Raw genomic sequence first — 26,194 nt, forward strand, 5'->3', positions numbered from 1 at the left:
CCTACGTCACGCCCGATCATGGTCTGGCTGGTGCCTGTCGACGTGGCCGTCCAGGTATCGGCCGTAGAGCGCGGCGAGCCCGGTCGCCGTGGCGGCCAGGCGTTCGCGCAGCGCGACCGGGGTCAGCACCTCGATGTCGGCGCCGAGGCGCAGCAGGTCGCCGTGGGCATGGGTGAGCGACTCGATCGGCAGCACCGCGGTCACCCAGCCCCGCGCGTCCGGTGGGCCGGCGCTGGCATCCATCGCGGTGACCACGGGGTCGCTGCCGATCTCCCGCAGTCGCGCCCGCCCGGCGGGGGAGAGCCGTACGGTGGCCTCGTCGCGGTGCAGTCGGGCCCGGAACTGCACCACGTGCGCCCGCCACCACGCCGGCAGGTCGAAGTCGGCGGGTCGGTCGAACTCCTGCGGCAGGGGAGTCAGGGCGAGGATCTGGTTGACCCGGTAGGTCGCCGGCGCCCCACGGCCGGGCTGATCGGCCACCACGTACCAGCGGCCGCCCTTGAGCACCAGGCCGTACGGCTCCAGCACCCGGGTCACCTCCCCGTTCCAGCCGCGGTAACGCACCTCGATGCGGTGTTGCCGCCAGACCGCCTCGGCCGTGCGAGCCAGCTCGGGCGAGGCGTCGCCGTCGGCGTACCACCCGGGGGTGTCCAGGTGGAAGCGTTGCTGGAGCTGGGTCGCCCGGTCGCGCAACGGCGCAGGGAGCGCCGCGTGCAGCTTGAGTTGCAACGCGGCCACCACGTCGCCGTAGCCCAGCTCGTCGGCAGGGCCGGGCAGGCCGGCCAGGAACAGCCGGTCGGCCTCCTCGGCGGTCAGCCCGGTCAGCCTGGTCCGCCAGCCGTCGACCAGTTGGTAGCCGCCGGCGTGCCCGGCCTCTCCGTAGAGGGGGATGCCGGCGGCGTGCAGCGCCTCCACATCCCGGTAGATCGTGCGGGGGGAGACGGTCAACCGTTCGGCGAGTTGCGTGGCGGTCAGCCGGCCGTGCCGCTGGAGCAACAGGAGGAGGGAAAGAAGTCGAGAAGCCCGCACTTCACTGACACTAGTTGTCAGGGGACCGGTCCTACCGTCCCGGCATGGCATTTCGCGACAAGGAACTACGAACTCCCGGACCGGTTCTGGTGGACGGCCGGCAGCTCAAGCGCTACCACATAGACCAGCCGGAACGACCGCTCGAACCGGAGGTGGAGAAGGCCGCGTACGACATGCTGCCCACGCTGCTGGCCGGGGTCGAGGACGACGGCACCCCGCCCGCCGGATGGGTGGTGCTGCACCGGGGCGCGGACACCGGCGCCTACCTGCTGGCGTACACCTGGATGTGGGACAACGCGGTGGAGGTCCGCGCCGCCGCGGCCGGGCAACCGGCGCTGGACTGCCCGGACGACGACCCGACCCACTTCGTCGAGGTACGTAGGCCTGCCATCGGCTGTGTGTGGGAGTTGGCGGTGCTGGAGCACGAGCGGGCCGCCTGGGTCCACCACATGCTTGCGCCGGACAACCCCAACCTGGCTGGATATCTGGACGACACACGAGCGGAAGGGCCGGTGGGCCGCTGATGGGCGACTTCGACTTCTATGTGGGCACGTGGAACGTGGTGAACCGGCGACTGCGCGAGCGGCTGACCGGCTGCGACGAGTGGGACGAGTTTCCGGGGGTGTCGGTCGCCCACAGCTTCTTCGGTGGCGGCGGCAACTTCGACGAGATCACCTTTCCGACCAGGGGTTCCGCGGGCGCCACGGTCAGGATCTTCGACCCGGTGCGCGAGGAGTGGTCGATCTACTGGATGAGCAACGTCGACGGCGTGCTGGGGCAGCCGCCGATGGTGGGCCGCTTCGTGGACGGCGTCGGCCGCTTCTACGCCGACGACCAGCACGAGGGGAAGCCGGTGCGGTGCCGGTTCATCTGGTCGGACATCAGCGCCACCACCGCCCGCTGGGAGCAGGCGTTCTCCACCGACGGTGAGCTGACCTGGGAGACCAACTGGATCATGACGTCCACCCGCGTGGGGGACTGACGCAGGATGATGGCGGGGCGGTGGACGCGGTGTTAATGTCCGTCCACCGCCCCGGATGGAGGAACGCGATGGCCTCCGACCACGTCGACGTGCTCATCATCGGCGCCGGCCTGTCCGGCATCGGGGCCGCCTGCCACCTGAGCCGCGACTGCCCCGACAAGACGTACGCGGTGCTGGAGGCGCGCGACGCCGTCGGCGGCACCTGGGACCTGTTCCGCTACCCGGGCATCCGGTCCGACTCGGACATGTTCACCCTCGGCTACTCGTTCAAGCCATGGAACGCCCCGAAGGCCATCGCCGACGGCACGACCATCCGCGAGTACGTCCGGGAAACCGCCCGGGAGTACGACGTGCAGCGGCACATCCGCTTCGGCCACCGGGTGCTGCGGGCCGAATGGGACAGTGCCACCGCCCGGTGGACGGTGCACGCCCAACGCGCCGACACCACCGATGCGGTGGTGCTGACCTGTTCGTTTCTTTTCGCCTGCACCGGCTACTTCCGCTACGACGAGGGTTACACCCCACCCCTGCCCGGTGTGGACGCGTACGCCGGTCAGTTGGTGCATCCGCAGCACTGGCCCGACGACCTCGACCACACCGGCAAACGGGTGGTGGTCATCGGCAGTGGCGCCACCGCGGTGACCCTGGTGCCGGCGATGGCGGAGCGGGCCGCCCACGTGACGATGCTGCAGCGCTCCCCGACGTACGTCATCGCGTTGCCCTCGCGCGACCGGCTGGCCGACGCGCTGCGGCGCTGGCTGCCCGCGAAGGCCGCGTATCCGGTGGTGCGCTGGAAGAACGTGCTGCTGTCCACCGTCACCTTCCAGCTCAGCCGGCGTGCGCCCGGCCTGGTCAAGCGGATGCTGCGCCGCACCGCGAAGGGTCGGCTCCCGGTGGGGTACGACCTCGACCGGCACTTCTCGCCGCGCTACGACCCGTGGGACCAGCGGCTCTGCGTGGCACCCGACGGTGACCTGTTCACGGCCGTGCGGCAGGGCAACGCGTCGGTGGTCACCGACACCGTCGACACCTTCACCGCGCAGGGTGTCCGGTTGACCTCCGGCGCGGAGTTGCCCGCCGACATCGTGGTCACCGCGACCGGGCTCAACCTGCTCGCCCTCGGTGGCCTGACGCTGCGGGTGGACGGCACCGACGTCGACCTCGCGAGCACCGTCGCCTACAAGGGCATGATGGTGTCCGGCGTGCCGAACTTCGCCCTGACCATCGGCTACACCAACGCGTCGTGGACGCTCAAGGCCGACCTGGTCGCCGGCTACGTCTGCCGGCTGCTGCACCACCTGGACCGCACCGACCAGCAGATCGTCACCCCGCTCCCACCGTCCGACGCCGAGCGGGTGCCGCTCATCGACCTGCGCTCCGGCTACGTGCTGCGCGCCGTCGACGCCCTGCCCAAGCAGGGTGCGAGCGCGCCGTGGCGGCTGTACCAGAACTATGCCCGCGACGTGCTGCTGATGCGGCACGGCCGGCTCACCGACAAGGGTGTGCGGTTCTCCCGAGCCGGAGAGGTGGCCACGCCCGTCGGCGTCCAGCGTCCCGCCCGGACCAGACCGGCCGCTCGTCGGTGACCGCCGGGGAAGTCGATACCGGCCAGACGAGTCGCCAACCACCAGGAGAGGAGCACCGATCGTGCAGAGGTTCGACTTCACCGGCGCGACGGCCGTGGTCACCGGGGCGGCCAGCGGCATCGGTGCGGCGCTGGCGCACGCGTTGGCCCGCCGGGGCAGCGACCTGGTCCTGCTGGACCGCGACGCCGAGCGGCTGGACGCGGTCACCGCCGCGATCCGTGCCGACCACCCGGATCGCCAGGTGTTCACGTACCTGGTGGACCTCGCCGACGTGACGGCCACCGCCCAGGTGGCCGCGGAGATCGGCCAGCGGCACCCGCGTGTACGACTGCTGGTGAACAACGCCGGCGTGGGCCTCGGCGGTCGGTTCGACCAGGTGACGTTCGACGAGTTCAGCTGGGTGATCGACATCAACTTCCGGGCCGTGGTGCAGTTGACCCACGCGCTGCTGCCCACAATGCGGGCGGAGCCGGGCGCGCACCTGGTCAACGTCTCCAGCCTGTTCGGGCTGATCGCGCCGGCCGGGCAGACGGCCTACTCGGCGAGCAAGTTCGCGGTGCGCGGCTTCACCGAGGCGCTGCGCCACGAGTTGGTCGACGACGGCATCGGGGTGACCTCGGTGCACCCCGGCGGGATCCGTACCCGGATCACCGAGAACGCGAGGATCGGCAGTGGCGTCTCGCACGAGGAGTACGCGGCCGGTCGGGCGCAGTTCGAGAAGCTCCTCACCATCGCGCCGGCTCGGGCCGCCGAGGTGATCCTGCGCGGTGTCGAGCGGCGTCGGGGCCGGGTGCTGATCGGCTGGTCGGCGAAGCTGCCGGACCTGCTGGCCCGGGTCCTGCCGGCCTCGTACAACCGGCTCCTGGTCACCGGCCTGAACCGGGGCGTCGTCCGCCCGGTGCCGCCCAGCGTGCCCACGCAACGCCCCGCCGACGACGCCGCCGACCCTGCCCGGGAGGTGGCGTGAGCGGCGGCGCGCTCACGGTGGTGTGCTGCCCCGCTTCTCCTCCTGCGCCAGCACCGCCTCGCGGTGCTCCGGGTCGTCGCGGCGGGCCAGTTCGGCGGCGAGCCGCGGATCGGCCACCAGCCGGTCCCGGTTGCGGTGCAGGAAACTCTCGAAACCCCCGGTGTACGGGCAGGCCAGGTCGCCGAGCGCCCGCTCGGGCGCGTAGCGGCAGCCGGCGCAGTAGTCGCTGATCTCGTCGATGTCGGTGCCGTCCACCGCGTACGGGCGGGTGTCCACCCGGGCCAGGTCGGCGTACTGGCTCATGCCGATCACCGTCGCGTTCATCACCCAGTCGGTGCCGTCCACGAAGCAGCGCTGGAACCAGTCCGCCACCTCGGTGGGTCGCCAGCCGCGTTGCAACGCGTAGTTGCCCAGCACCAGCAGCCGGGGCGTGTGGTGCGTCCACGCCCGGTCCCGGACGGCACCGAGGACGTCGGCCAGGCAGCGGGCCTCCACGGCGTCGGCGTCCAACTCGGCGAACCACTGCGGCAGCGACTCGGTCGCGGCCAACCAGTTCGCCCCACGGAACGGCGGCTCGAAGTACCAGTACAGTTGCCAGAGGAACTCCCGCCAGCCGAGCAGCCCTCGGATGAAGGGCTCCACCGCCGTACTCGGGGCCGTGCCGGCCCGCCACGCCTGCTCGGCGGCGCGTACGGCCGGCTCCGGGTCGAGCAACCCGAGGTTGAACGAGGACGAGAGCACGGAGTGCGCGAACAGCGGGTCGTCGCCGCTCATCACGTCGGCGTAGCGGCCGTACCCGGGTAGTCGGTGGGTCAGGAAATGCGCCAGCCGGGCCTGCGCCTCGGTGTGGGTGGCCGGGTGCTGCCGGGGGCCGTCCCGGCCGACGAACCGCACCCCGTCGGCGGCCCACCGGTCCAGGTCGCGGCGGACCTCCGCGTCGATGTCGTCCTCGACGATCGGTGGGGGTGGCGGTGGGGCCTCCGGCACGGCGCGGTTGTCGGCGCGGGCCCGGCGTCCCGGCCCGGTCCCGCCCGCCGGGGCGGTCAGGACGTCGTGGCGGCGGCGGGCGTGCCGGTAGAAGTCGGTCATGCGCAGCGGGCCGCGTCGCGCGCGGTCCGCCCAGCCGGCGAAGTCGGCCTGGCTGGTGATGAAGCCGCGTGCTGGCAGCACGGTCAGCCCCGGCACCGATTGTGCGAAGCGCAGCGCCGCCCAGGAGTGCGGATGGCTCACCTCCACCGGCTCGGCGACCCGCGTCAGCGCCTCCCGGAACGTGTCGGCGCGCAGCAGCAGCGCCTGATCGCCCAGCTCGGCCGCCCGGTGTCGCAGCGCGGAGAGGATCAGGTGCGCCTTCTGCCGGTGCACCGGCCGTTGGCGGAACAACTCCCGGATCTCCACCAGCAGCACCGGCTGGTCGGGGTCGTCGAGGAAATGTGGCCCGAGTTGGTCGGCCAGCAACCATCGGCGGCGATCCATGGCCCAATTCTGCCCACTTTCTGTCCGCCGCGCCCGGTGGCGGGCCGCACGTTCGACGCCGAATCACCGCCGTGACGCCGTAACGGCGAGTCAGGCCGGGTCGGCCCCGGCCGCCGTCGTGCTCGGCCCGACGTCGCGACTGCGCAACAGCACGGTCAGCGTCACGAGACCGACCAGCAGCGCCGCGAGCACGTACACCGGGACCGGGCCGAGCGGAGCGAGCAGCGCCAGCAACGCGACGACCGGGAAGGCGACGACCACCACGCCGTGGTGCTGCCGGCGTACGTGCAGCACCCAGACCGTGAGCAGGAAGACGGCGATCGGGGTGGCCACCGCGTACCCGGCCGTGATCCCGGAGATGTGCGCGACGTGCCGCTCGACGTCGACCGACACCACCAGGCCGGCACCGACCGCGGCGATCGCCGCGAAGATCAGGTAGTGGCCGTAACCCCAGATCAGGGAGTACGGCAGCCGGGCGGGTGCTTCGATCGGCCGGTCGAAGTAGAGCCACCAGAGTGCGAACACGATGACCGCTCCGGCCGCCGCGAGCGACCAGAGACCATGCTCGCCGGCGTCGAGCCCGGTCTGGATCGCCACCGAGATGGCCAGGACCGCTTCGCCGAGCACGATCAGGGTGAACAGCCCGTACCGTTCGGTGATGTGCTGGGGGTGCCACGGGGTCATGCCGCGGCGTTCGGCCACCGCCGGCACCAGCAGGTCGGCCAGCGCCAGCAGCACGAACGACGCCACACCCCCCTCGTCGGGCAGCAACAGCCGCGACAGCCAGCCGAGCTGCACCACGGTCACGCCGATCGCGTAGCGGCGCGCCGCCACCCGGTGCGTGGGGTCGCCGGCAGCCGCTCGGCTCCAGTGCACGACGGCGGCCAGCCGCATCACCACGTACCCGTAGGTGATGACGGCGAAGTCGCCGTCTGTGAAGGCGCGCGGCACCCCGGCCGCCAGGATCAACGCCCCGGAGATCTGCACCAGAGTGGTGATCCGGTAGACGTCGTCGTCGGTGTCGTAGGCCGACGCGAACCAGGTGAAGTTCACCCACGACCACCAGATCGCGAAGAACACCATGGCGTAGCTGGCCGCCGCGTGGCCGAGGTGGCCCTCAGCGACGTCGTGGTGCAGACTGCTCGCCGCCTGCGCCACCGCCACCACGAAACACAGGTCGAAGAAGAGTTCCAACGGGGTGGCCGCACGGTGCGGCTCGTCGCGGCGTCGGGGCCTCATCGGCCGGTAGAACGGCCGCACCGAACGCGAAACGGTCAACGCAGCTCCTCAGGCCGGGCTCACCCGCGCCGACGGCCGTGGGTCAGCCCTTCCAACACCAGCGTCAACCCGGCGCCGACCAGCCAGACATCCTTGGCGAGCCCGGAGCCCTGCTGGGTCGGTCGAATGCTGCCGGGCTCCCGCAGCCCCGGCGTCTTCAGGTACAGCTGCACGAGGCCCGCGCCGAACGCCGTCAGGCCCAACCCGACCAGGGGCGCCGGGACGAACGGCGCGATCAGCGCGGCCCCCAGGGCGATCTCCGAGTACGACAGCAGCTTGGCGAAGCGCGGTGGGTCCAGTTGGGCGAGTTGCGGTATGGCGGCGACCGCCATCCCGTGCACGCCCTCCGCAGCGGCACCCTCCAGGCTGCGCTTGCCCAGACCCGAGTTGAGAAAGTACGCGCCGATGCTGACCCGCAGCGGCAGGTGCGCGAGCTTCATGGTCACTCCCCGATGGCCGTGGTCGAATGGGGCCCGCGTACCCCGGACTGCCCGCGATAACCCGCCGGGCCGGCTGGGCTGGCCGTGGTGGTCGCGGTAGGTTCGCCGGGGGCCCACCGCCGAGCCCGTGGCGTTACCTGCCCACCCGGCGCCCGGCCCTGCCGCACACCACCAGCAGGAGGCAGAGTGAGCCAGGAAGTCCGGGGAGTCATCTCCCGCAGCAAGGGCGCGCCGGTCGAGGTCACCACCATCGTGGTGCCCGATCCTGGTCCCGGTGAGGCGATCGTCCGGATCCAGTCCTGCGGCGTCTGCCACACGGACCTGCACTACCGCGAGGGCGGCATCAACGACGAGTACCCGTTCCTGCTCGGTCACGAGGCGGCGGGCATCGTCGAGCAGGTGGGCGAGGGCGTCACCGACGTCGCGCCGGGTGATTTCGTGGTGCTCAACTGGCGTGCGGTCTGCGGCGTCTGCCGCGCCTGCCGCCGGGGTCGCCCGTGGTACTGCTTCAATACGCACAACGCCAAGCAGCGGATGACCCTGACCGACGGCACCGAGCTCGCCCCGGCGCTGGGCATCGGCGCGTTCGCCGAGAAGACCCTCGTGCACGCGGGGCAGTGCACCAAGGTGGACCCGGCCGCCCGTCCGGCCGCCGTGGGTCTGCTCGGCTGCGGGGTGATGGCCGGGCTGGGCGCGGCGATGAACACCGGCAACGTCACCCGCGGCGACTCGGTCGCGGTGATCGGCTGCGGAGGGGTCGGGGACGCGGCGGTCGCCGGCGCTGCCCTGGCCGGCGCCACCACGATCGTCGCGGTGGACACCGACAGCCGCAAACTGGACTGGGCCCGCAAGTTCGGCGCCACGCACACCGTGAACGCCTCCGAAACCGATCCCGTCGAGGCGATCCGTGCCGCCACCGGCGGGTTCGGCGCCGACGTCGTGATCGACGCGGTGGGCCGACCGGAGACCTGGAAGCAGGCGTTCTACGCCCGGGACCTGGCCGGCACGGTGGTGCTGGTCGGCGTACCGACCCCGCAGATGCAGATCGAGCTGCCGCTGCTGGACGTCTTCGGGCGCGGTGGCGCCCTCAAGTCCAGCTGGTACGGCGACTGCCTGCCCAGCCGGGACTTCCCGATGCTCACCGAGCTGTACCTGCAGGGCCGGCTCGACCTGGACGCGTTCGTCACCGAGGAGATCGCGCTCGACCAGGTCGAGAACGCGTTCGACCGGATGCACCACGGCGACGTGCTCCGCTCGGTGGTGGTGTTCCCGTGACCGCCCGGGTCGACCGCGCGGTCACCGCGGGCACGTTCTCCCTGGACGGGCAGACGTTCGATGTGGACAACAACGTCTGGGTGATCGGCGACGACAGCGAGTGCGTCGTGCTGGACGCGCCGCATGACGTGGCCGCGATCCTCGCCCTCGTGGGCGACCGGCAGGTCCGGGCGATCCTGGCCACCCACGCCCACGACGATCATGTCAGGGTCGCACCCGAGTTGGCCGAGGCCACCGGCGCGCCCGTGCTGCTGCACGCCGCCGACCGGGTCCTCTGGGACATGGTCCACCCGCACCTGCCGCCGCACGGCGAGCTGCACGACGGGCAGACCATCGAGGTGGCCGGCACCACGCTGCGCGTGTTGCACACCCCCGGGCACAGCCCCGGCGCGTGCAGCTTCCACGCCCCGGACCTGGGCGTGGTGTTCACCGGCGACACGCTCTTCGCCGGCGGTCCCGGCGCGACCGGCCGCTCGTACAGCGATTTCGACACCATCGTCCGGTCGATCCAGACCCGCCTGCTCACCCTGCCGGGGGAGACGGTCGTGCACACCGGCCATGGCGACGACACGACGATCGGCGCGGAGGCCCCGCATCTGCAGGAGTGGCTGGCCCGGGGCCACTGATCTTCTGCTGGCCTGTTGGTGGGCCGGCCTGTCGGCGTGGCCGACGTGCCCACCTGCCGGCGTGGCGGCCTGCCGCGTGCTGGTCTGGTTGGGGCGTGGTCGACGGGCTCAGCGCTCGTCGGCCGCGCCCAGCAGCACGTACCCGCTACCTGCCTCGTCCACCGGTTGCTCCCTCCTGGACGGTCTCAACCTGGCGCCGCCGCGACGCTAGGATCCCGTCCATGGTCGACGACTCACCCGCCCCCGTTGTCCGTCAGCTGCGCCTCGTGGTGGAGGCCGCCGACCACGAGGCCGCCGTCGCGTTCTTCCGCGACGCGCTCGGCCTGCCCGAGGAGGCGGCGTTCAGCGGCGACGGAGACGCCCGGGTGGTGATCCTGGACGCCGGCCGAGCCACCCTGGAGATCGCCAACCCGGCACAGAAACGCATGATCGACGAGGTAGAGGTGGGTCGTCAGGTCGCGCCCCGCATCCGGGTGGCCTTCGAGGTGGACGACGCCAGGGCGACGACGGCCCGACTGGTCGCCGCCGGGGCGAGCGAGATCGCGCCGCCCACGCGCACACCGTGGCAGTCCCTCAACTCCCGCCTCGACGCCCCCGCCGACCTGCAGATCACCGTCTTCCAGGAGCTGGGTACGCCGGACGAGCTGACCGAGCCGGACGGCGTGGCTCCCGGGCGCAGCTGAGCAGGTTCCGCCGCGCTCACCCTCTAGCCCGTGAGCCGCTCGGGCACGTTCTCGTCCGGCACGGCCCCCGGACGGGGGCATGTCCCGCGCTGGGCCAGCCGTCCGATTCGCTCGGCGGATTGTCCGTTTCGCCGTCGCTCGGCGGGAGATCGACTCCAGATCCCCGACATTGCGGTATCTGGGTGCTGGGACACCGCCAGATCGCCGATATGGAGTCGATCACGCCCATCGGCGGCGAGGGTACGGACCGGGCGTCCGATTCCCGGGAGTGGCCGGGACCGCATCCAGCCGAGGCACCGGCATTTCCGGAATGCCCGACACGTGAACCCGGTTGTGTCCCCCGTACCGTCGGAGCCCAAACCCTTTCCGCGGTCATCTCCCGAGGAGCGTTCACCCCGGAGCGCTCCGCACGATCGAGAGGGCCACCATCGTGAAGGTCGACTTCACCCGATGGCTCCCCGCCATCGCTAAGGACTCGTACCGCAAGACCGCGCTGAGCGTGGTGGGCGTGGCCGCCCTGGGCGGCCTGGCGCTCGCGCCGACCGCGGCGGCCGCCCCGGTCACCACCGGGCCGCACCAGGGCGCCGTCGCCGCCATCGACCTCGCCACCGGCAAGGCTGCCGGCAAGACCGCCGCGCCAGCGCGCCAGGACGACCAGCCGATCGAGTCGGGGCTGACCACCGGCTCCGCCACCGGCAAGCCGCCGGCCGGTAAGCCCAGCCGCGACCAGCTGATCCCGCACGGCATCGAGGGCGCGCAGTCGCGCGTTCCGCTCGACGACGCGCAACTGGCCAACGCCCGGGCGATCGTCGACGCCGCCAAGAAGACCGGCGTCGGTGACCGGGGCGCGGTGATCGGCGTGGCCACCTCGCTGCAGGAGTCGAAGCTGTACAACCTCGGCCACCTCGGCGCGTACAACGACCACGACTCGCAGGGCCTGTTCCAGCAGCGTCCGTCGTCCGGTTGGGGCACGCCCGACCAGGTCACCGACCCGGAGTACGCGGCCACCGCGTTCTTCACGGCACTCAAGAACATCGGCGGCTGGCAGGACCTGCCGCTGACTGCCGCCGCGCAGACCGTTCAGGTGTCCGCCTTCCCGTACGCGTACGCGCAGTGGGAGGAGCAGGCCGCGGACATCGTCCAGCAGATGTGGTGACACCCGCGACACACGCCGGCCGGCCCTCGTTCAGGGGGCCGGCCGGCTTCGTCGTACCCGGGGTAGGTCAGCAGGCGGGGTAGAGCCGGCGGGTGCCGACGCCAGCCGCGTACGCGTCCCGGTCGCTGAACCGGCAGCCATAGTCGGGCCCGGCCACCACCGCCGGATCGGTCACCTTGTCGCCGGCCGGGCGCTTGCCCTTGCGTACCCATGACACCAGGTCGTCCCAGGCGGCGCCGGCCTCGGCCGGGCTGAACTCGCAGTGCTGCGTGGTCCGGATGGCCCGCTGCACCACCACCTTGCTGCGACCGTTGCGCGCCACGTCGGTGGCGTAGGCCTGCTCCATGCTGAACGGCACGAACATGTCGCCGAGGCCGTGCAGGCTGAGCACCGGCGCGGTGGGCCGACCGGCGATCCGCGGCACCTCGGTCAGCGTCGGCAGGAGCCGCTGCACGACGTTCTCCGGGGCGACGCGCTGCACGGTGGCGTTGACGTCGACCGGGCTGTTCGGGGTGTAGCGGGTGAGCAGGTTGGTGGAGAGCTGACCGGGCCGCTCGGCGGGGGAGTCACCGCCACTCGTCACCGTGATCGAGAAGAGGAAGTCCTTCCAGACCGCGAACGCCGCGTCCGCACCCGGACGCGCCCCGCCCGAACGGTTCACCGTGATCGCGCGCAACTGCTTGCCCCGGTCGGTGGTGGTGTCCGGCCCGGTGGGGGTCAGCCCGGCCAGACCGAGCGCCACCTGGATGCGGGGCACCGCGTTGGTCAGATAGTCGGCCGGCGTGGGGTAGGCCGGCACCCCCGCGAGCGACTGCGCGACCAGGTTGTAGTCCAGGTAGAAGTCGAGCAACGTCTGGTCGCCGAGCACACCGCACATCGGCAGTGCCCCGTCGTAGTAGCCGGGATACTGCTCCAACGAGCGACCGATGATGTACCCGCCCATCGACACCCCGGCAATGTAGGTGTGGTGCGGCCGGCGGACCGTCCGTCCGAAGTGGTCGGAAAGGGCTTTGGTCCCGAGCACCCCGGAGCGGATGTCGAAGCCGTTACGGTCGTACGAGGACGACGCCCAGGCGTACCCCTGCTCAAGGAGACGCTGGCGCAACCCGAAGCCCGGCGGCTCCGGCGAGAGCACCGTGCCCTGGCCGCGGTAGCCGTGCGCCCACAGCACCAGGTCGCCGTTCCACCGGTCGGGGACCTCGATGATGTACCCGGCGTGGCGGTGCACGCCCTGACGTACCGTCGTCGGTTTGCCGCCCACGACCAGCGGGGCCAACGGCGGATTCTCGATGGTGTACCCCGGCAGCGGCTGGCCGCCACTCGGGTCGCGCCCGGTGGCGCTGGCCGGCGCGGCACCGGCCAGCCCGACCGCGAGGGTCAGCGCCGCGGTGGCGGCGAGGAGACGGCGGAGGGTACGAACGGGTACGGACAGCATCGATGCTCCCCATCGGACGGATGTCGCCCGGGGGCGACCAGGCGGGACGGTTGCCTACCGGCCGGTAGCGACCTGAACCTAGAACCGCCGTCGACCAGTGTCAATGGCTGCTCTGACCGGCCGGTCAAGCGCGACTGTCCGGCCGATCAGCCCAGCCCGTAGGCCTCGACGAGTGGTCCAGGTATCCCACCGCCCTAGGCCGACCGGCCGACCGGGCTGTGGTGCTGTGGTGCTCTGGTGTTGCGGGCTGCAGTGCTTTGGTGTTGCCGCGTTGCTGGCGTGCTGTTGGGCTTCCGGTCTGCGTGTTGCCGGGCGGGGTGCTGCCGCGCTCCTGGGTGACCGTTGCCGTCGGCCACGCACCTGTCGTTGGCCGCCAGCGTCCCCGCGTACCCGGGTGCGTGGGCCGGCGGGCCGGTCGGGTTGACTGGTCGGCGTGGACGAGTCGATCTGGGAGGCGGCCCGTGCGTCGCGCAGCTGGTTGGACGGGGCGAACGGTACTGGGCAGACCGAACTGACCTGCCGCATCCTCAAACTGACCGAGGAGGCGGGGGAGGCGTCCGCCGCCTGGATCGGTCTGCTCGGGCAAAATCCGCGCAAGGGCGTCACCCACACCCGCGAGGACGTCGCAGCGGAGTTGGCCGACGTGGCCTTCACCGCGTTGGTGGCCATCGAGAGCCTAGGACTGGACGCGCGGACGGTCCTGGACGCCTGCGCCACGAAGGTGAGCTCCCGCCTAGCGGGGTGACGGTGGCCCAGTCATGCCACCTGTGACTCCCGACCATCGGTCGATCCGTCTCGTGCGGCGATCCGTCTCGTGCGGCGATCTGTCTCGTGCGGCGATCTGTATCGTGCGGCGATCTGTATCGTGCGGCGATCCGTCTCGTGCGGCGATCTGTCTCGTGCGGCGATCTGTCTCGTGCGGCGATCTGTATCGCGAGTGCCATCCGTCTCGCGCCGTCGGGTGTTCGCGCGGTCATCCGTTTCGCCCGGTCACCTGCCCCGCCCGTCAGGGTGTCGCCGCGCCGTCTGGTGTTCCGCGCGTTCATCCGTCTCGCGCGACGATCCGCCTCGCGTGACCAATCAAGCGTCCGTTACCTGGGCGGCCCCGATGGTCTGGCGGCGTAATGCAGAGCGGCGCACGTGCCTGGTCACTGACATGCATGCTGAGTCAGGGCCAAACGGGTGCTTTGTCCGGTTACCCGTGCCACGGGCGGGCCGTCGCCTGCATGATCGACACAACTTCGCCGAGGTTGGGGTATCCCGTGCGTCGGTTACCGCAATGTCGGCGATCTGGAGTGGGTCTTGCGCCCGCCCGGCCACGCGAGGCCTGATCGTGTCGGGTGTTGGCTGGTTTGTCCGGTCTGGGGGTGTCGGGCTGACCGACCCGCGTCGCGTGCGTGGATGGTTGTCCGGTCTGGGGTGCTCTGGTCTGTGACCGGTCGCACCCGTGGCCCGGAATCCTGGCCGGGCCGGGGTCGTTACATACCCTGACGATCGCAGCACCACCGGCTAGCCGCCCCGCCCCGCGGGGTTGGAATGCCGACCCGGGCCCGGTCGTTGCAGTCCCCACGAACGACCGCCCGTCCGGCCGCCTCCACGAGGTGCCGACGGATGGGCCGCCCCCCGGAATGACCCCGGCCCCCGGGTCGTTACACACGGACCCGGCGCCGCGAGCCGTCCGCTCGTGAGCCGCCCCGGGGAATGGCCCCGGACCGCGGGTCGTTACACCGGGACCCGGCGCCACGAGCCCTTCCGCTCGTCGGCCGCCCCCGGGAATGGCCCCGGACCGCGGGTCGTTACACACGGACCCGGCGCCACGAGCCCCCCGCTTGTAGGCCGCCGACCCGGTGCCGTCCGCCAGGCGCCGACCCCCTTTATGACTTTCCCCTGCTTGTTTGTGCAGCGCCGGACGAGGTGCTCACACCCGCTTGCCACCCCCTGTTGGTGTGCGGGTGTTCCTACCCCCGAAGGAGCTACCCCCATGAACACGATCATGCGTAAGAGTGTGCTGTCTGTTGCTGGTCTCGCGTTCGCCGGTGGTGTGTTCGCCGGTCCGATCGCCGGCCACGCCAACCCGGTCGACGCCAAGCCCGTCGCCGTGGCGGTGCAGGCCGACAAGCCCGACACGGCCAAGCTGATCCCGCACGGCACCCAGGGCGACCAGTCCCGCATCACCCTCAACGACGAGCAGACCGCCAACGCCAAGGCGATCATCGCCGCCACGAAGAAGGCCGGCCTCCCGGAGCGGGCCGCGGTCATCTCGATCGCGACGAGCCTGCAGGAGTCGAAGCTGGAGAACCTCGGTCACCTCGGTGACATGAACGACCACGACTCGCTGGGCCTGTTCCAGCAGCGCCCCAGCTCGGGTTGGGGCACCCCGGAGCAGATCACCGATCCGGCTTACTCGACGACGGCGTTCCTGAAGGGTCTGCGACAGGTCGACGGGTGGCAGGACATGCCCCTGACCCAGGCCGCGCAGACCGTCCAGGTCTCCGCCTACCCCGACGCCTACGCGCAGTGGGAGCAGCAGGCCGCCGACCTGGTTGGCCAGTACTGGAACAGCTGACCCCGCACATGAACACCCGACCGCTGGCCGGCACCCCACACCCGGGGTGCCGGCCAGCGGCATACCCACACCCCACCCCACACCGGCACTGCTACCCGCGCTGCCCTGGGCCGGCACCTGCGCACGCGGGCTGGCGTGTGGCGGGCGCTTTCGCGGCAACAAGGCTTGGCAATCTTGGACAGTTTCCGTCAGCGGCGGACGGAAACTGTCCAAGATCTACCGTCGGCGACGGAGAGGACGGCGTGATAGGCGCCGCGTGATCCGGTCGGCTGGTGGGTACGTAATCGCTGACGGGGACCGGCGAAGGGACGACGACATGCCCGTGGCGGGAAACAGCACGGATAGCCAGCCGGACGTTGATCCGACGCCCCCGGGAAGTGCGGCGGCACCGCGTCAGCGTCTGTCCGTCGGCGCTCGCCTTCTGGTGGCTGCCGCGGCCGTCGTGCTGGTCCTGGGCGCTGCTGCGGTTGCCGTAATCGTCGTTGATTCGTACCGCCCAGGCACCGCCCACGACGGCGACCGCGACGGCGACCGGGGCGGCGACCGAGGCGGCGATCGAGACGGCGGGGCGGGTGCGGCTTCTGGCGAGCAGGTGAGGACTGCGCCGCTCGCGGGTCGGCAGGCGGGCACTTTTGTGCTCGCGGACGGGCTGTCCTCGTTCGACCTGCGGGTGGCTGATCTGGGCGACGACCTCTACCGGATCAGCAGCCCGGCCGGTTCGGGCGTGGCGGCGCGGCCGACGGTGCAGGGGGAGACTGTCCGGCTCGGCCTGGTGGAGACCGGGGCGTCCGGGACGAGAGCCGTGCGGGTGCTTCTCAACGAGCGGGTCGCCTGGCGGCTTCAACTGGTCGGCGGGGTGAGTGGGCAGGTTCTGGATCTGACCCGCGCGCGGCTTCTGGGGGTGGAACTTGCCGGCGGGTCGACCCGTACCGACCTTGTTCTGCCGGCGGTCAGCGGCGGCACGATGACGGTGCGGTTGACCGGCGGGACCAGCCAGCTCGACATCCGGGTGCCGGGCACACCACCGGTCCGGGTCCGGGCGGGAGCGGGCGCCGGCTCAGTCGTGGTACGCGACGAACGCTGGGACGGGGTGGCCGCGGGTGCGGTGCTCGGTACCCCCGAATGGGACCGTGCGACCGACCGGATCTACCTCGACATGGTCGCCGGCGCGGGCGCCGTGACGGTGTCGTCCAGCACTCGGTGAGCCCTGGTCACCGACCCTGCGGGAAGCGCCGCGGTCACGGGTGGACGTGAGCGTACAGTCGGGCGGTGGAGCGTACCGAATCAATGCTGGCGCAGACCCGACCACCTGGCGTGGCCGACGTCGATCCCGGCAGTGTGCTGTTGCCTGGCCACGACGTGCCGTTGGGGCGGTACACCACGGTGCGGCGGCTGCTGCCGCAGCGCCCCCGCCGAATGGTCGGCGCCTGGTGTTTCGTGGACCATTTCGGGCCGGACGATGTGGCGCAGCGGCCCGGCATGGAGGTGCCGCCGCATCCGCACACCGGCCTGCAGACGGTGACCTGGCTGCTGGAGGGTGAGATCCTGCACCGGGACAGCCTCGGCAACGTCCAGCCGATCCGGCCCGGTCAGCTCAACGTGATGACCTCGGGGAACGGCATCGCCCACTCCGAGCGGTCACCTGCCATCCATCCGCCGGTGATGCACGGCGTGCAGCTCTGGGTGGCACTGCCGGACCCGGCGAGAGCGGGGGCGGCTGATTTCGCCCATCACGCCGACCTGCCGCGCTGGCGTGACGGTGAGCTGGACCTCACCCTGCTGGTCGGCGAGTTCGCCGGGCGGCGGTCGCCGGCGGTGGTGCACACCCCGCTGGTCGGTGTGCAGCTGGAGCTGAGTGGCGAGGCGCCGACCACGCTGTCGCTGCGGCCCGATTTCGAGTACGCCGTGCTGGCGATGTCCGGGTCCGCCGAGGCCGCCGGGGTGGGGTTCGAGCCAGGGGCGCTGCTCTACCTGGGCTCGGGCCGCCGCGAGGTGGCCGTACGTGGCGGGGTCGGAGCGCGGTTGCTGCTCCTGGGCGGTACGCCGTTCGAGGAGCCGTTGGTGATGTGGTGGAACTTCGTCGGTCGCTCGCACGAGGAGGTCGCCGCCGCCCGGGAGGACTGGATGGCTGGGGACGGACGCTTCGGCGTGGTCGCCGACGATCCGGCGCCGCCGCTGCCAGCGCCCGCCCTGCCCACCACCCGCCTCAAGGCCCGTGACCGCACCGGCGGCCTGCACGGCTGACTGAGCCAGGCAGCACCACACGCCACGGCCTGCACGGCTGACGCGTCCGCCACCCCGGTGGGCGTGTGTGACCGACGGCCGCGTGGGTAGTCGCCGGCATGCCGACCAGTTTGATCACCCCGGTGGAGGACCGGAAACGCCTGGCGCGCCGGCTCGCCGGCAGCGGGCGGGGTTTCGCCGAGCAGTACGGCTTCCGGGTGACCAACAACCCGGCGAGCCTGTTCCAGGTGCTGTACCTGGCAGTGCTGCTGGCCCGCCGCGGCGACTTCCGGCGGGCGTTGGACGGGGCGCGTGGGGTGCGCGACGAGGGGTGGGACAGCGCCGCCCGACTGGCCAATTCACTGCATGAGGACCGGGTGCGGGTGCTGCGCGCCAGCGGTCAGCGCGGTGACGTGGACGCGTTGGCCGACGTGTTGGGTGATCTGGCTCGGGTGGTGGTCGAGCGGTACCGGGGCGATCTGCGCCGGTTGCGGGCGGTGGCGCATCACGACCCGGGCCGGGAGCGGGCGCTCCTCGCTCAGCTTCCCGGCGTGGACGATCAGGTCGTCGACCTGTTCCTCCGCGAGGCGCAGGCGCTGTGGCGGGAGGTGGCCCCGGTCGCCGACCGGCGGGCGTTGGCGGCCGCCCGTCGGCTCGGGCTGGGCAGGTCCGCGGACGACCTGGCCGGTCTGGCCAGCGGCGAGTCGGAGCAGCTGGCCTGGCTGGTGGGGGCGTTGGCGCGGGTCGACCTGGAACACCGGTACGCGGAGGTGACCGGTCGACCGTGACGTGCCCTGGCCCACACTTCGCCAAATTCTGACCAAACGGAGGATGTTCTGTCGTATGGTTGGACCCGGCAGTGCTGGCCGCTCGGTTCGAGCGGACATCCACCGCCTGGTGACCGCGACCGGTTCGGACGCGGTTCACCGCCTGGGCAGGTTTGCGTGGCGCCCTAGGTCGCGGTTCGTGACCAGGGGCGCCCGCCTGTCCCGGCGTTTCTTCGGCTCCGCCCCGTGTCGCCCCCAGGGCAGGCGCCGACCCCAACCGCACCGCCGCCGCTCAACGCGCGCCAGCCCGGCCGCTCAGCGCCACGCCAGCCGCTCAGCGCGCCAGCCCAGCCAGCAGGTTCACGGTCACGGCGATGATGAAGGCCCCGAACAGGTACGACACCATCGAGTGCCGCAGCACCGTGCGACGCATCTCGTTGCTGGTCAGGTCAGTGTCCGAGACCTGGAACGTCGTGCCGATGGTGAACGCGACGTACGCGAAGTCGGAGTAGCGCGGCGGTTCGGGCGAGTGGAAGTTCACCCCGCCGTCCGGGCCGGTGTAGTAGATCCGGGCGTACCGGGCGGCGAACACGGTGTGCACCACGAACCAGGAGAGCACCACGCTGAGGACGCCCAGGCCGCTGTGCGCTTCGCGGTCGAGGCCGGGTGGCGCGTTCTGCGCGCTGGCCACGACCAGTCCGACGGCCAACAGGCTGGCCAGGCAGGCGACGAGCAGCAGGGCGTCCCGTACCGCCCGGTTCGGGTCCTCGTGGACGGCCAGCCGGGCGGTCCGCTCGGCGTCCATCGGCCAGAGCTTGTGCCAGACCAGCGCGAGCCAGCTCAGCGCGCCCACGTCCCAGCCGGCCAGGGCGGCGAGCGGCAGTGGCAGCAGCAACGCGAAGAGGCCGAAGGCGATGACGCCGACCACCGCCACCACGGCGATCTGCATCGCGGCCGGGAATCGCATGTCCGGTGGCCGGGATGGTCGGCCCGTGCGGGTCATCCGCGGCGCCCGTGCGTCCGGGCTGTGGCCGCCACCGCCGGGTCAGATGCCGCGCAGATGCTGCGAGACCCGATTGTGCTTCTTGTCCCGGGCCTGCTCGGCTCGCTGGGCGGGGCCCACCTCGGGCGCTGCCTCGATGCCGGCCGATCGGGCCACTTCGGTGCCGTTGGCGTAGTCGACCGGCGGCAGGGCGCGCAACGCCTTCAGGACGTCCGGCGGGGCGCCTTCCCGTTCGGCCTCGCGGACCACGTCGTTCTTCTCGGCCGGGTAGTCCAGGCTCGACAGGTACTGCAGGACGTCGGCGTAGCTCGCCATGGCATGGGCTCCCTCGGGGCATCGATGTGGTCACGACCGGCGGCGGTTACCCGCCCCCCGGCCGGTCACGCCCGCCCGGGCGGAGGAATCCCGGCGCCGTTTCCACCCGGCCGCCGCGGGTACCCGCAGGCGCCGACGCGAGCCCAAGGGAGTACGCGATGAACTACGACACCTTCATCGACCAGGTTTCTCAGCGCACTGCGACGTCCTCCGAGCGGGCGGTCGAGCTGACCCGGGCCGTGTTGGAGACGTTCGCCGAGCGGCTGACCGGCGGTGAGGTCCTGGACCTGGCGGCCCAACTGCCCCAGCCGTTGCAGTTGGTGCTCAAACCGAGCCCGAGCACCGAGCAGGCGGACCGGTTCGGGGCGGCCGAGTTCGTCGCCCGGGTCGCGTTGCGCGCACAGGTGGAGGAGCCTGCCGCTCGCGACGCCGCACAGGCGGTTTTCACCACTTTGCGGGAGGCGATCACCGGCGGTGAGTTCGATGATGTGGTCACTCAACTGCCGCGTGACTATCGGGGCCTGGTGGAGCAGGCGATGGCCCCGGGAGCGACGCTGCGCCGCGCCTGACCCGGCCTCTTCCCGGGGCGCGCACAGCGGTTGATCAGGGCAACCATCGATGTCCCGCTTGGCATGGCGATTCGGCCTGGCCTAACCTTGTCGTGCGAGGGGAGTACTTCCCACGAACCATTCCGGTCAGTACGGCGCGCCCGGCGCGCCTCGGGTGGTTGCCCATCAGGTGATGGGTGAAGGAGACCTCGAACATGACGGTGTTCGAGGAGACCCCAATGAGCGAAGTGTCGTACCTGTCCGCCGCCAGTGACCTGTCGTCGGTGGGCACGCCCACGCTGTGGGCCGTGACCATCGTCGGCGTCATCCTGCTGCTGGTGCTTGATTTCCTGGTCACGCGCCGCCCGCACGAGGTGTCCATGCGGGAGGCGATCGGCTGGTCGGCGTTCTACATCGCGCTGCCGCTCGCGTTCGGCGGTTGGATCTGGTCCCGCTACGGCTCCGAGCAGGGCGTGCAGTACCTGACCGGTTACCTGGTGGAGAAGTCCCTCTCCGTCGACAACCTCTTCGTCTTCATGTTGCTGCTGGCCGCGTTCGCGGTGCCGGCCGTGCTCGCCCAGCGGGTGCTGCTCTACGGCATCGCCGGCGCGCTGGTGCTGCGTGCCGTCTTCATCGCCCTCGGCGCGGCGGCGTTGCAGACTCTCGACTTCGCCTTCCTGCTCTTCGCGATCATCCTCATCGCCACGGCGGTGAAGCTGCTGCGTGATGCCATGTCCGGGCATCAGCAGGAAGTCGACATCAACAAGATGCGCTCGGTGAAACTGCTGCGCAAGATCATGCCGGTGGTCGACGACTACCACGGCACCAAGATGACGGTCCGGCAGGGCGCGAAGCGGGCACTCACGCCGTTCGCCCTGGTGGTGGTCGCAGTGCTGGCCACCGACATCGTCTTCGCGGTCGACTCGGTGCCGGCCGTCTACGGCATCACCGAGGACCCGTACCTGGTCTTCGCCACCAACGCGTTCGCCCTGCTCGGCCTGCGGGCGCTCTACTTCGTCCTGCACGCGGCGCTGAGCCGGCTGGTGCACCTCAGCTACGGCCTGGCCATCATCCTGGCGTTCATCGGCCTCAAGCTCGGTCTGCACTGGGCGCACGGCATCTGGGACAACGTGCCGCAGATCCCCACCCTGGCCTCGCTCGGCGTGATCATCGGTGTGCTGGTGGTGGTCACCCTGACCAGCCTGCGCGCCACCCGGGGCGGCGACGTGCCCGAGGAGCGTGAGGTCGTCACGGAGCGGCACTGACCGCGCCGGGACGACAAGGAGGTACGCCGGAAAGCTCCCGGCCCGGCCGACGCGGGTGGTACGACTGTGCAATGGGAATCGTGTCACCGGGCTTTCAGGGTCGGCCCCGAACACAGGAGCCGGCCCTGCCACCCGGTCAATACCTGACCGAGGACTTCCCGGTGCTCTCGGCCGGCCCGACGCCCCGGGTGTCACTGGACACCTGGGAGTTCGTCATCGCCGCCGAGAACGGCAGCGAGCACCGGTGGTCGTGGCAGGAGCTGATGGCCCTGCCGCAGGAGACACCCCTGGTGGACATCCACTGCGTCACCCGCTGGTCCAAGCTCGGCACCACCTGGCAGGGCGTCTCACTGGACACCCTGCTCGCCAACGTCGACACGGGAGCGCACTTCGCGCTCGCGTACTCCTACGGCGGGTACACCACCAACCTGCCGCTGGACGACCTGCGCGGCGGCCGGGCCTGGGTGGTGCACACCTTCGACGGCGCGCCGCTGCACGCCGAGCACGGCGGGCCGGCGCGGCTGCTGGTGCCGCACCTGTACTTCTGGAAGTCCGCCAAGTGGGTGCGCGGCCTCCGGCTCAAGACGATGGACGAGCCGGGGTTCTGGGAGACCGCCGGCTACCACGACTACGGCGACCCGTGGCGCGAACAGCGGTACCAGGGTGACTGAGCGCGCCGTGGCGACGAGCAGTCCGCCCCGGACGGCCAACCGGTGGCAGGTCGGCCGGCTGGTGGAGCGCCGGGTGGAGACGCCGACCGCGCAGACCCTGGTGCTGGAGGTGCCGGACTGGCCGGGGCACCTGCCCGGGCAGCACGTCGACCTGCGGCTGACCGCCCCGGACGGTTACCAGGCGGCCCGCTCGTACTCCATTGCCGGGCCTGTCGTGAACGGCCCGGGCGGCCCGCGCATCGAGGTGACCGTCCAGCGCGTGCACGACGGCGAGGTGTCCCCGTACCTCATCGATGTCTTTGGTGACGGCGACCCGGTGGAGGTCCGCGGGCCGCTCGGTGGGTGGTTCATCTGGCGGCCGGAGGAGACCGCGCCGGTGCAGTTGGTCGCCGGTGGCTCCGGCATCGTGCCGCTGATGGCGATGATCCGGGCCCGGCGGGCCACCGGCAGCAAGGCGCCGTTCCGGCTGATCTACTCGGTACGCACCCCGGGCGACGTGATCTACGCCGATGAGCTGCGCCGCCGGGTCCGCGACGACTTCGGCCTGGACATCGCGTACGTCTACACGCGCGAGGCACCCGAGGGTTGGCGCGGCGAGCCACACCGCATCGGGCTTGCCGATGTCAACACGCACGGCTGGCCACCGGACCTGGAACCGCTCACCTACGTCTGCGGCCCGACCGCGTTCGTGGAGACCGTGGCCGACCTGCTGGTGGGGTGGGGCCACCCGTCGCGGCGGGTCAAGACCGAACGCTTCGGCCCCACCGGCTGACCGCCCGCTCGCTCACGCAAGGTCGAGGAGATCCAATGACCGAGATGTCGTACCTGGACGGCAACATGCTCGACGGCCCGATGCGCGAGCTGTTCACCGTCGACCTGAGCACCGCGATGGGTCGCTGCGAAAACTGTGGGATGACCGGCTCGATGGCCAGCCTGCACGTCTACTCGCACGCGCCCGGCCTCGTCGCCCGCTGCCCGTCCTGCGAAGAGGTGATGGTGCGACTGGTCCGTGGGCCCGACCGGGCCTGGCTGGACATGCGCGGCACCACCTACCTGCAGGTGCCGATGCCGATGGAGCAAACGTTCCCCGGCCCGCTCTGACGGATCGGTCGGTGCTGCCCGGCTGAGGCAGACTGGCCGGATGTGCACCGGTCGATGGCGTGACTCGCCCCTCGCGGTCCGGCTGGTCGTGTCGGTCGCCGTGCTGGTCTTCGCCTACGGCGGCCTGGTGCATGTCGTCCAGTTGCTCCTGCCCCAGTTCGGGCCGCAGCTCGCCCTGCCCGGGTGGCTCACGGTCTACTTCGTTTCGCTGACGCTGTGGGACCCGCTGGCGGCGCTGCTCCTGGCGGCTCGCCGGGTGGAGGGCCTGGCGCTGGGCTGCGTCGTGCTGACGACGGACGCGGCCGCCAACTGGTACGCCAACTACATGCTGGACGCGGCGGTCGGCGTCACCCCGGGTCGGATCGGGCAGGCGGTCATCACCGCCCTCGCCGTCGCCCTCGTCGCACTCACCCCGTGGTTGGCACCATGGTTCGCCCGGTCCAAGATCCAGTGCGGCTGAGTCAGCCCGGTGGTGGCGAGACGATGGTGCGACGGAACGGGGTCCAGCCGACGAACCGCGCGAACATCGCCTGCGGTCCGGGCGCCTCGTCGGGGTTGAGCCGGTAGAGGTCCCGGGTGGCTCCGTCGATGGCGGCGCCGGTACGACGGCCTACTGCGCGGTGCCGACGAGTAGCCACCGTCGGACGGGGATCTCCAGGAGAACCCGCTCGCTTCCTGGCTCGACAGGCGCACTGACGTCCCAGCCGCCGTACAACCCGGCGCACCAACGGTGTGGACCCACACTGACCCACCCCTCCGGCAAGACCCACTCCAGTTCGCCGACATTGCGGTATCCGAGGTGGTTGACACACCAACCTCGGCGAAGTGGTGTCGATCATTCGACCGACCGCCCCAACCATTCCACTGAGACCGCCCCGAATATGCCACCGCGAACGCCCCGAACCTGCCTTCGCGACCGCCTGCGGTGCCGGCCGACGTCTCGTCGCCGGCCGGCACCGCACTCCCGGGGAAGCCGATCAGGTCAGAGCTGGTTTCCGCCACCGTCGACGAAGATCTCGGCGCCGGTCATGAAGCTGCTCTCGTCGGAGGCGAGGAACAGCGCCGCGTTGGCGATCTCCTCCGGCTGGCCCATCCGGCCCATCGGCACGCCGGAGGCGAGCATCTGCACCAGCGCGGGTGCCTCCTCCGGGGTGGCGGCCAGCCCGGTGATGCCCGGCGTCTCGGTCGAGCCCGGAATGAGGGTGTTGACCCGGATCCTGCGGCCGGTCAGCTCGGCGGCCCAGGTGCGACCGAACGAGCGGATGGCGGCCTTGGAGGCGGCGTAGACCCCGAACGCGGGGGTGCCCTTGGTCGCTGCGGTCGAGCCGGACAGGATGACCGAAGCGCCGTCGTTCAGCACCGGCAGGGCCTTCTGCACGGTGAACAGCGTGCCCCGGACGTTGCGGTCGAAGGTGTACGTGTAGTGCTCCAGGCTGATGCCGCCCAGGGCTGCGAACTCTCCTCCGCCAGCGTTGGTGAACAGCACGTCCAGACCGGCGCCGCGAGCGGCGATCGCATCGAAGACGTGGTCGAGGTCGTCGAGGTCGCTCACGTCGCTGCGGATCCCCGTGGCATTCGGGCCGATGGCGGTGACGGCGTCGTCCAGCTGCTGCTGACGGCGGCCGGTGACGAAGACGTGGGCGCCTTCGGCTGCGAAGCGGCGGGCAGCGGCCAAGCCGATACCGGTGGTGCCACCGGTGACGAGGGCGGTCTTGCCGTTGAGCTGTGCCATGAGTCGTACTCCTTGAACTTGATGGTTGGGGTTGGGGTTTGGCACGCGGGCTATTCGGTGCCCGGTGTGCGGGGGGTGAAGCGGGGTAGCAGCGTGGCGAGTTCGCGCCACTGCTGCCGCGGCAGGTCCGCGCCGGCGTCGGGCCGCAGGACGTGCAGGGTGACGTGGTCGGCGCCCGCGTCCAGGTGAGCCTGGATACGGTCGGCGACGTCGTCGAGGTCTCCCCAGGCGACGAGGGCGTCGATGAGCCGGTCACTGCCGCCCGGGACCAGGTCGTCCTCGCCGTAGCCGAGGCGGGCCAGGTTGGAGCGGTAGGCGGGGAAACCGATGAACGTTCCGATGCCGTCCCGGGCGGCCGCCCGCGCCCGGCTCGGATCACGATCGAGGACGACCGCCAGGTGCGGAGCGATGAGTGGGGCTTCGCCCACGCGCGCCCGTTGCACCGCCGAGTACTCGGGAGTCACGAGGAACGGGTGCCAACCGGAGGTACGCGCGGTGGCCAGGTCGACCATCTTCGGACCCAGCGCGCCGAGGAGGCGCCGGTCGGTCGGGATCGGGTGGGGTGCGGCGTCGAGGCCGTCGAGGAAGCGACGCATCGAGACGGTCGGCTTGCCGTAATCCTGCCCGGCGTTGGCGGCGGAATGGGCATTGCTGACGCCGAGGCCCAGGACGGCCCGGGGGCCGTACGCCGAATCCAGCGCGGCCCAGCGGCTCCCCAGCGTGCTCGGGTCCTGACCCCACATCGACAGCACGCCCAGGGCGACGGTGGCGCGTGGTGCGGCGACGAGCAGGTGCTCGACGTCGTCCAGCGCTCCCGGGCCGTCGAGGCCCGGGATCCAGAGGGCGGGAAAGCCGAGCTGGTCCAGCTCGGCGGCGGCCTCCCGGACCTCGGGGCGGGCTGCCCCGCGCAGCTCCATGCTCCAGATTCCGACCGTGCCGAGCGTGCGCTTCATGTTGTTCATGGCGACTCCCTCCGACCTTCTGTACCACTCGGTATGGAAGTAACCTAGCAGCCTGTGCCGCCATTCCCCAAACTTTTGTACCGATCGGTTTGGGTGGCGGTAGGCTTGGCA

At 71.3% G+C, this 26,194-nt stretch carries 29 protein-coding genes; 19 read left to right on the forward strand and 10 right to left on the reverse strand.

Going from position 1 to position 26,194, the window contains the following annotated elements; genetic code table 11:
* Positions 1-6: 6 nt before the first annotated feature.
* Positions 7-1,029, reverse strand: a complete 1,023-nt coding sequence (locus HNR20_RS28955; RefSeq protein ID WP_184186343.1) for a helix-turn-helix transcriptional regulator — start codon at positions 1,027-1,029, stop codon at positions 7-9.
* A 44-nt stretch (positions 1,030-1,073) separates the two neighbouring features.
* Between HNR20_RS28955 and HNR20_RS28960 the strand changes: the two genes are divergently transcribed.
* From HNR20_RS28960 to HNR20_RS28975, 4 genes are all read left to right on the forward strand, one after another.
* Positions 1,074-1,553, forward strand: a complete 480-nt coding sequence (locus HNR20_RS28960; RefSeq protein WP_184186345.1) for a hypothetical protein — start codon at positions 1,074-1,076, stop codon at positions 1,551-1,553.
* Positions 1,553-2,011 carry a hypothetical protein gene (locus tag HNR20_RS28965; RefSeq protein ID WP_184186348.1) on the forward strand — a complete coding sequence of 153 codons (459 nt, stop codon included), beginning with the start codon at positions 1,553-1,555 and terminating at the stop codon, positions 2,009-2,011. The genes HNR20_RS28960 and HNR20_RS28965 overlap by 1 nt, the downstream gene beginning before the upstream one ends.
* 68 nt (positions 2,012-2,079) lie before the next feature.
* Positions 2,080-3,597, forward strand: a complete 1,518-nt coding sequence (locus HNR20_RS28970) for a flavin-containing monooxygenase (RefSeq protein ID WP_184186351.1) — start codon at positions 2,080-2,082, stop codon at positions 3,595-3,597.
* Positions 3,598-3,658: 61 nt separating this feature from the next.
* Positions 3,659-4,564 (forward strand): SDR family NAD(P)-dependent oxidoreductase, encoded by a 906-nt coding sequence (locus tag HNR20_RS28975; protein WP_184186354.1) that lies wholly within the window; start codon positions 3,659-3,661, stop codon positions 4,562-4,564.
* A 12-nt stretch (positions 4,565-4,576) separates the two neighbouring features.
* Here the strand turns inward: HNR20_RS28975 and HNR20_RS28980 are convergent, their stop codons facing one another.
* The 3 genes from HNR20_RS28980 to HNR20_RS28990 form a co-directional block, all read right to left on the reverse strand.
* Positions 4,577-6,037 (reverse strand): cryptochrome/photolyase family protein, encoded by a 1,461-nt coding sequence (locus tag HNR20_RS28980; RefSeq protein ID WP_184186357.1) that lies wholly within the window; start codon positions 6,035-6,037, stop codon positions 4,577-4,579.
* Between the two features lie 90 nt (positions 6,038-6,127).
* Positions 6,128-7,315 (reverse strand): low temperature requirement protein A, encoded by a 1,188-nt coding sequence (locus tag HNR20_RS28985; RefSeq protein WP_221309955.1) that lies wholly within the window; start codon positions 7,313-7,315, stop codon positions 6,128-6,130.
* 20 nt (positions 7,316-7,335) lie between these two features.
* Positions 7,336-7,755: a hypothetical protein gene (locus HNR20_RS28990; protein ID WP_184186360.1), complete on the reverse strand. Its 420-nt coding sequence runs from the start codon at positions 7,753-7,755 to the stop codon at positions 7,336-7,338.
* 186 nt (positions 7,756-7,941) lie between these two features.
* Between HNR20_RS28990 and HNR20_RS28995 the strand changes: the two genes are divergently transcribed.
* The 4 genes from HNR20_RS28995 to HNR20_RS29010 all read left to right on the forward strand — a co-directional run bounded on the left by HNR20_RS28995 (position 7,942) and on the right by HNR20_RS29010 (position 11,495).
* Entirely contained in the window at positions 7,942-9,030 is a 1,089-nt protein-coding gene (locus HNR20_RS28995) for an S-(hydroxymethyl)mycothiol dehydrogenase (protein ID WP_184186362.1), read from the forward strand.
* Entirely contained in the window at positions 9,027-9,656 is a 630-nt protein-coding gene (locus HNR20_RS29000; RefSeq protein WP_184186365.1) for an MBL fold metallo-hydrolase, read from the forward strand. The genes HNR20_RS28995 and HNR20_RS29000 overlap by 4 nt, the downstream gene beginning before the upstream one ends.
* A gap of 221 nt (positions 9,657-9,877) precedes the next feature.
* The gene (locus tag HNR20_RS29005) at positions 9,878-10,339 is read left to right on the forward strand and encodes a VOC family protein (RefSeq protein WP_184186368.1); all 462 of its coding nucleotides are present in this window, start codon (positions 9,878-9,880) and stop codon (positions 10,337-10,339) included.
* A 430-nt stretch (positions 10,340-10,769) separates the two neighbouring features.
* Positions 10,770-11,495, forward strand: a complete 726-nt coding sequence (locus tag HNR20_RS29010; RefSeq protein WP_184186371.1) for a hypothetical protein — start codon at positions 10,770-10,772, stop codon at positions 11,493-11,495.
* Between the two features lie 67 nt (positions 11,496-11,562).
* Here the strand turns inward: HNR20_RS29010 and HNR20_RS29015 are convergent, their stop codons facing one another.
* Positions 11,563-12,930 (reverse strand): hypothetical protein, encoded by a 1,368-nt coding sequence (locus HNR20_RS29015; protein WP_184186374.1) that lies wholly within the window; start codon positions 12,928-12,930, stop codon positions 11,563-11,565.
* Positions 12,931-13,363: 433 nt separating this feature from the next.
* Between HNR20_RS29015 and HNR20_RS29020 the strand changes: the two genes are divergently transcribed.
* The 5 genes from HNR20_RS29020 to HNR20_RS29040 all read left to right on the forward strand — a co-directional run bounded on the left by HNR20_RS29020 (position 13,364) and on the right by HNR20_RS29040 (position 18,507).
* Positions 13,364-13,675, forward strand: coding sequence for a MazG-like family protein (locus HNR20_RS29020; RefSeq protein WP_184186377.1), 312 nt, complete (start codon positions 13,364-13,366; stop codon positions 13,673-13,675).
* Between the two features lie 1,236 nt (positions 13,676-14,911).
* Entirely contained in the window at positions 14,912-15,496 is a 585-nt protein-coding gene (locus HNR20_RS29025; protein WP_184186380.1) for a hypothetical protein, read from the forward strand.
* 592 nt (positions 15,497-16,088) lie between these two features.
* The gene (locus tag HNR20_RS29030; protein WP_229687253.1) at positions 16,089-16,700 is read left to right on the forward strand and encodes a cell wall-active antibiotics response protein; all 612 of its coding nucleotides are present in this window, start codon (positions 16,089-16,091) and stop codon (positions 16,698-16,700) included.
* A 65-nt stretch (positions 16,701-16,765) separates the two neighbouring features.
* Positions 16,766-17,740 (forward strand): pirin family protein, encoded by a 975-nt coding sequence (locus HNR20_RS29035; protein ID WP_184186383.1) that lies wholly within the window; start codon positions 16,766-16,768, stop codon positions 17,738-17,740.
* Positions 17,741-17,838: 98 nt separating this feature from the next.
* Positions 17,839-18,507, forward strand: coding sequence for a hypothetical protein (locus HNR20_RS29040; RefSeq protein WP_184186387.1), 669 nt, complete (start codon positions 17,839-17,841; stop codon positions 18,505-18,507).
* 313 nt (positions 18,508-18,820) lie between these two features.
* Here HNR20_RS29040 and HNR20_RS29045 read toward each other — a convergent pair whose 3' ends face one another.
* Both HNR20_RS29045 and HNR20_RS29050 read right to left on the reverse strand, forming a co-directional pair.
* Positions 18,821-19,453 carry a DUF1345 domain-containing protein gene (locus tag HNR20_RS29045; protein WP_184186392.1) on the reverse strand — a complete coding sequence of 211 codons (633 nt, stop codon included), beginning with the start codon at positions 19,451-19,453 and terminating at the stop codon, positions 18,821-18,823.
* Positions 19,454-19,531: 78 nt separating this feature from the next.
* Positions 19,532-19,804 carry a DUF2795 domain-containing protein gene (locus HNR20_RS29050; RefSeq protein ID WP_184186396.1) on the reverse strand — a complete coding sequence of 91 codons (273 nt, stop codon included), beginning with the start codon at positions 19,802-19,804 and terminating at the stop codon, positions 19,532-19,534.
* 158 nt (positions 19,805-19,962) lie between these two features.
* Between HNR20_RS29050 and HNR20_RS29055 the strand changes: the two genes are divergently transcribed.
* The 6 genes from HNR20_RS29055 (at position 19,963) to HNR20_RS29080 (ending at position 23,849) form a co-directional block, all read left to right on the forward strand.
* Positions 19,963-20,373 carry a DUF2267 domain-containing protein gene (locus HNR20_RS29055; protein ID WP_184186398.1) on the forward strand — a complete coding sequence of 137 codons (411 nt, stop codon included), beginning with the start codon at positions 19,963-19,965 and terminating at the stop codon, positions 20,371-20,373.
* Between the two features lie 218 nt (positions 20,374-20,591).
* Positions 20,592-21,617: a TerC/Alx family metal homeostasis membrane protein gene (locus HNR20_RS29060; protein WP_184186414.1), complete on the forward strand. Its 1,026-nt coding sequence runs from the start codon at positions 20,592-20,594 to the stop codon at positions 21,615-21,617.
* Between the two features lie 71 nt (positions 21,618-21,688).
* Positions 21,689-22,288: a sulfite oxidase-like oxidoreductase gene (locus tag HNR20_RS29065; protein ID WP_184186417.1), complete on the forward strand. Its 600-nt coding sequence runs from the start codon at positions 21,689-21,691 to the stop codon at positions 22,286-22,288.
* Between the two features lie 7 nt (positions 22,289-22,295).
* Positions 22,296-23,060, forward strand: coding sequence for a ferredoxin reductase (locus HNR20_RS29070; RefSeq protein ID WP_184189235.1), 765 nt, complete (start codon positions 22,296-22,298; stop codon positions 23,058-23,060).
* 35 nt (positions 23,061-23,095) lie between these two features.
* Positions 23,096-23,389 carry a DUF6510 family protein gene (locus HNR20_RS29075; protein WP_184186419.1) on the forward strand — a complete coding sequence of 98 codons (294 nt, stop codon included), beginning with the start codon at positions 23,096-23,098 and terminating at the stop codon, positions 23,387-23,389.
* Between the two features lie 40 nt (positions 23,390-23,429).
* Positions 23,430-23,849 (forward strand): hypothetical protein, encoded by a 420-nt coding sequence (locus HNR20_RS29080; protein WP_184186422.1) that lies wholly within the window; start codon positions 23,430-23,432, stop codon positions 23,847-23,849.
* Between the two features lies 1 nt (position 23,850).
* On the opposite strand, the gene HNR20_RS29085 is transcribed toward HNR20_RS29080, so the two are convergent.
* From HNR20_RS29085 to HNR20_RS29095, 3 genes are all read right to left on the reverse strand, one after another.
* Positions 23,851-24,027 carry a hypothetical protein gene (locus HNR20_RS29085; RefSeq protein ID WP_184189405.1) on the reverse strand — a complete coding sequence of 59 codons (177 nt, stop codon included), beginning with the start codon at positions 24,025-24,027 and terminating at the stop codon, positions 23,851-23,853.
* 344 nt (positions 24,028-24,371) lie between these two features.
* Entirely contained in the window at positions 24,372-25,121 is a 750-nt protein-coding gene (locus HNR20_RS29090; protein ID WP_184186425.1) for an SDR family oxidoreductase, read from the reverse strand.
* A gap of 50 nt (positions 25,122-25,171) precedes the next feature.
* Entirely contained in the window at positions 25,172-26,083 is a 912-nt protein-coding gene (locus tag HNR20_RS29095) for a TIGR03620 family F420-dependent LLM class oxidoreductase (RefSeq protein WP_184186427.1), read from the reverse strand.
* Positions 26,084-26,194: the final 111 nt, after the last annotated feature.

It is taken from the genome of Micromonospora parathelypteridis, assembly GCF_014201145.1.
Lineage (GTDB): Bacteria > Actinomycetota > Actinomycetes > Mycobacteriales > Micromonosporaceae > Micromonospora > Micromonospora parathelypteridis.

Bases quoted from the DNA above. Each gene is read 5' to 3' on its own strand.
- HNR20_RS29040 (WP_184186387.1), top strand. From the start codon at position 17,839: ATGCCGACCAGTTTGATCACCCCGGTGGAGGACCGGAAACGCCTGGCG.
- HNR20_RS29075 (WP_184186419.1), top strand. From the start codon at position 23,096: ATGACCGAGATGTCGTACCTGGACGGCAACATGCTCGACGGCCCGATG.
- HNR20_RS29045 (WP_184186392.1), bottom strand. From the start codon at position 19,453: ATGCGATTCCCGGCCGCGATGCAGATCGCCGTGGTGGCGGTGGTCGGC.
- HNR20_RS29090 (WP_184186425.1), bottom strand. From the start codon at position 25,121: ATGGCACAGCTCAACGGCAAGACCGCCCTCGTCACCGGTGGCACCACC.
- HNR20_RS29080 (WP_184186422.1), top strand. From the start codon at position 23,430: ATGTGCACCGGTCGATGGCGTGACTCGCCCCTCGCGGTCCGGCTGGTC.
- HNR20_RS29060 (WP_184186414.1), top strand. From the start codon at position 20,592: ATGAGCGAAGTGTCGTACCTGTCCGCCGCCAGTGACCTGTCGTCGGTG.
- HNR20_RS29065 (WP_184186417.1), top strand. From the start codon at position 21,689: ATGGGAATCGTGTCACCGGGCTTTCAGGGTCGGCCCCGAACACAGGAG.
- HNR20_RS28970 (WP_184186351.1), top strand. From the start codon at position 2,080: ATGGCCTCCGACCACGTCGACGTGCTCATCATCGGCGCCGGCCTGTCC.
- HNR20_RS28965 (WP_184186348.1), top strand. From the start codon at position 1,553: ATGGGCGACTTCGACTTCTATGTGGGCACGTGGAACGTGGTGAACCGG.
- HNR20_RS28960 (WP_184186345.1), top strand. From the start codon at position 1,074: ATGGCATTTCGCGACAAGGAACTACGAACTCCCGGACCGGTTCTGGTG.
- HNR20_RS29005 (WP_184186368.1), top strand. From the start codon at position 9,878: ATGGTCGACGACTCACCCGCCCCCGTTGTCCGTCAGCTGCGCCTCGTG.
- HNR20_RS29055 (WP_184186398.1), top strand. From the start codon at position 19,963: ATGAACTACGACACCTTCATCGACCAGGTTTCTCAGCGCACTGCGACG.
- HNR20_RS29025 (WP_184186380.1), top strand. From the start codon at position 14,912: ATGAACACGATCATGCGTAAGAGTGTGCTGTCTGTTGCTGGTCTCGCG.
- HNR20_RS28990 (WP_184186360.1), bottom strand. From the start codon at position 7,755: ATGAAGCTCGCGCACCTGCCGCTGCGGGTCAGCATCGGCGCGTACTTT.
- HNR20_RS28980 (WP_184186357.1), bottom strand. From the start codon at position 6,037: ATGGATCGCCGCCGATGGTTGCTGGCCGACCAACTCGGGCCACATTTC.
- HNR20_RS29015 (WP_184186374.1), bottom strand. From the start codon at position 12,930: ATGCTGTCCGTACCCGTTCGTACCCTCCGCCGTCTCCTCGCCGCCACC.
- HNR20_RS29050 (WP_184186396.1), bottom strand. From the start codon at position 19,804: ATGGCGAGCTACGCCGACGTCCTGCAGTACCTGTCGAGCCTGGACTAC.
- HNR20_RS29095 (WP_184186427.1), bottom strand. From the start codon at position 26,083: ATGAACAACATGAAGCGCACGCTCGGCACGGTCGGAATCTGGAGCATG.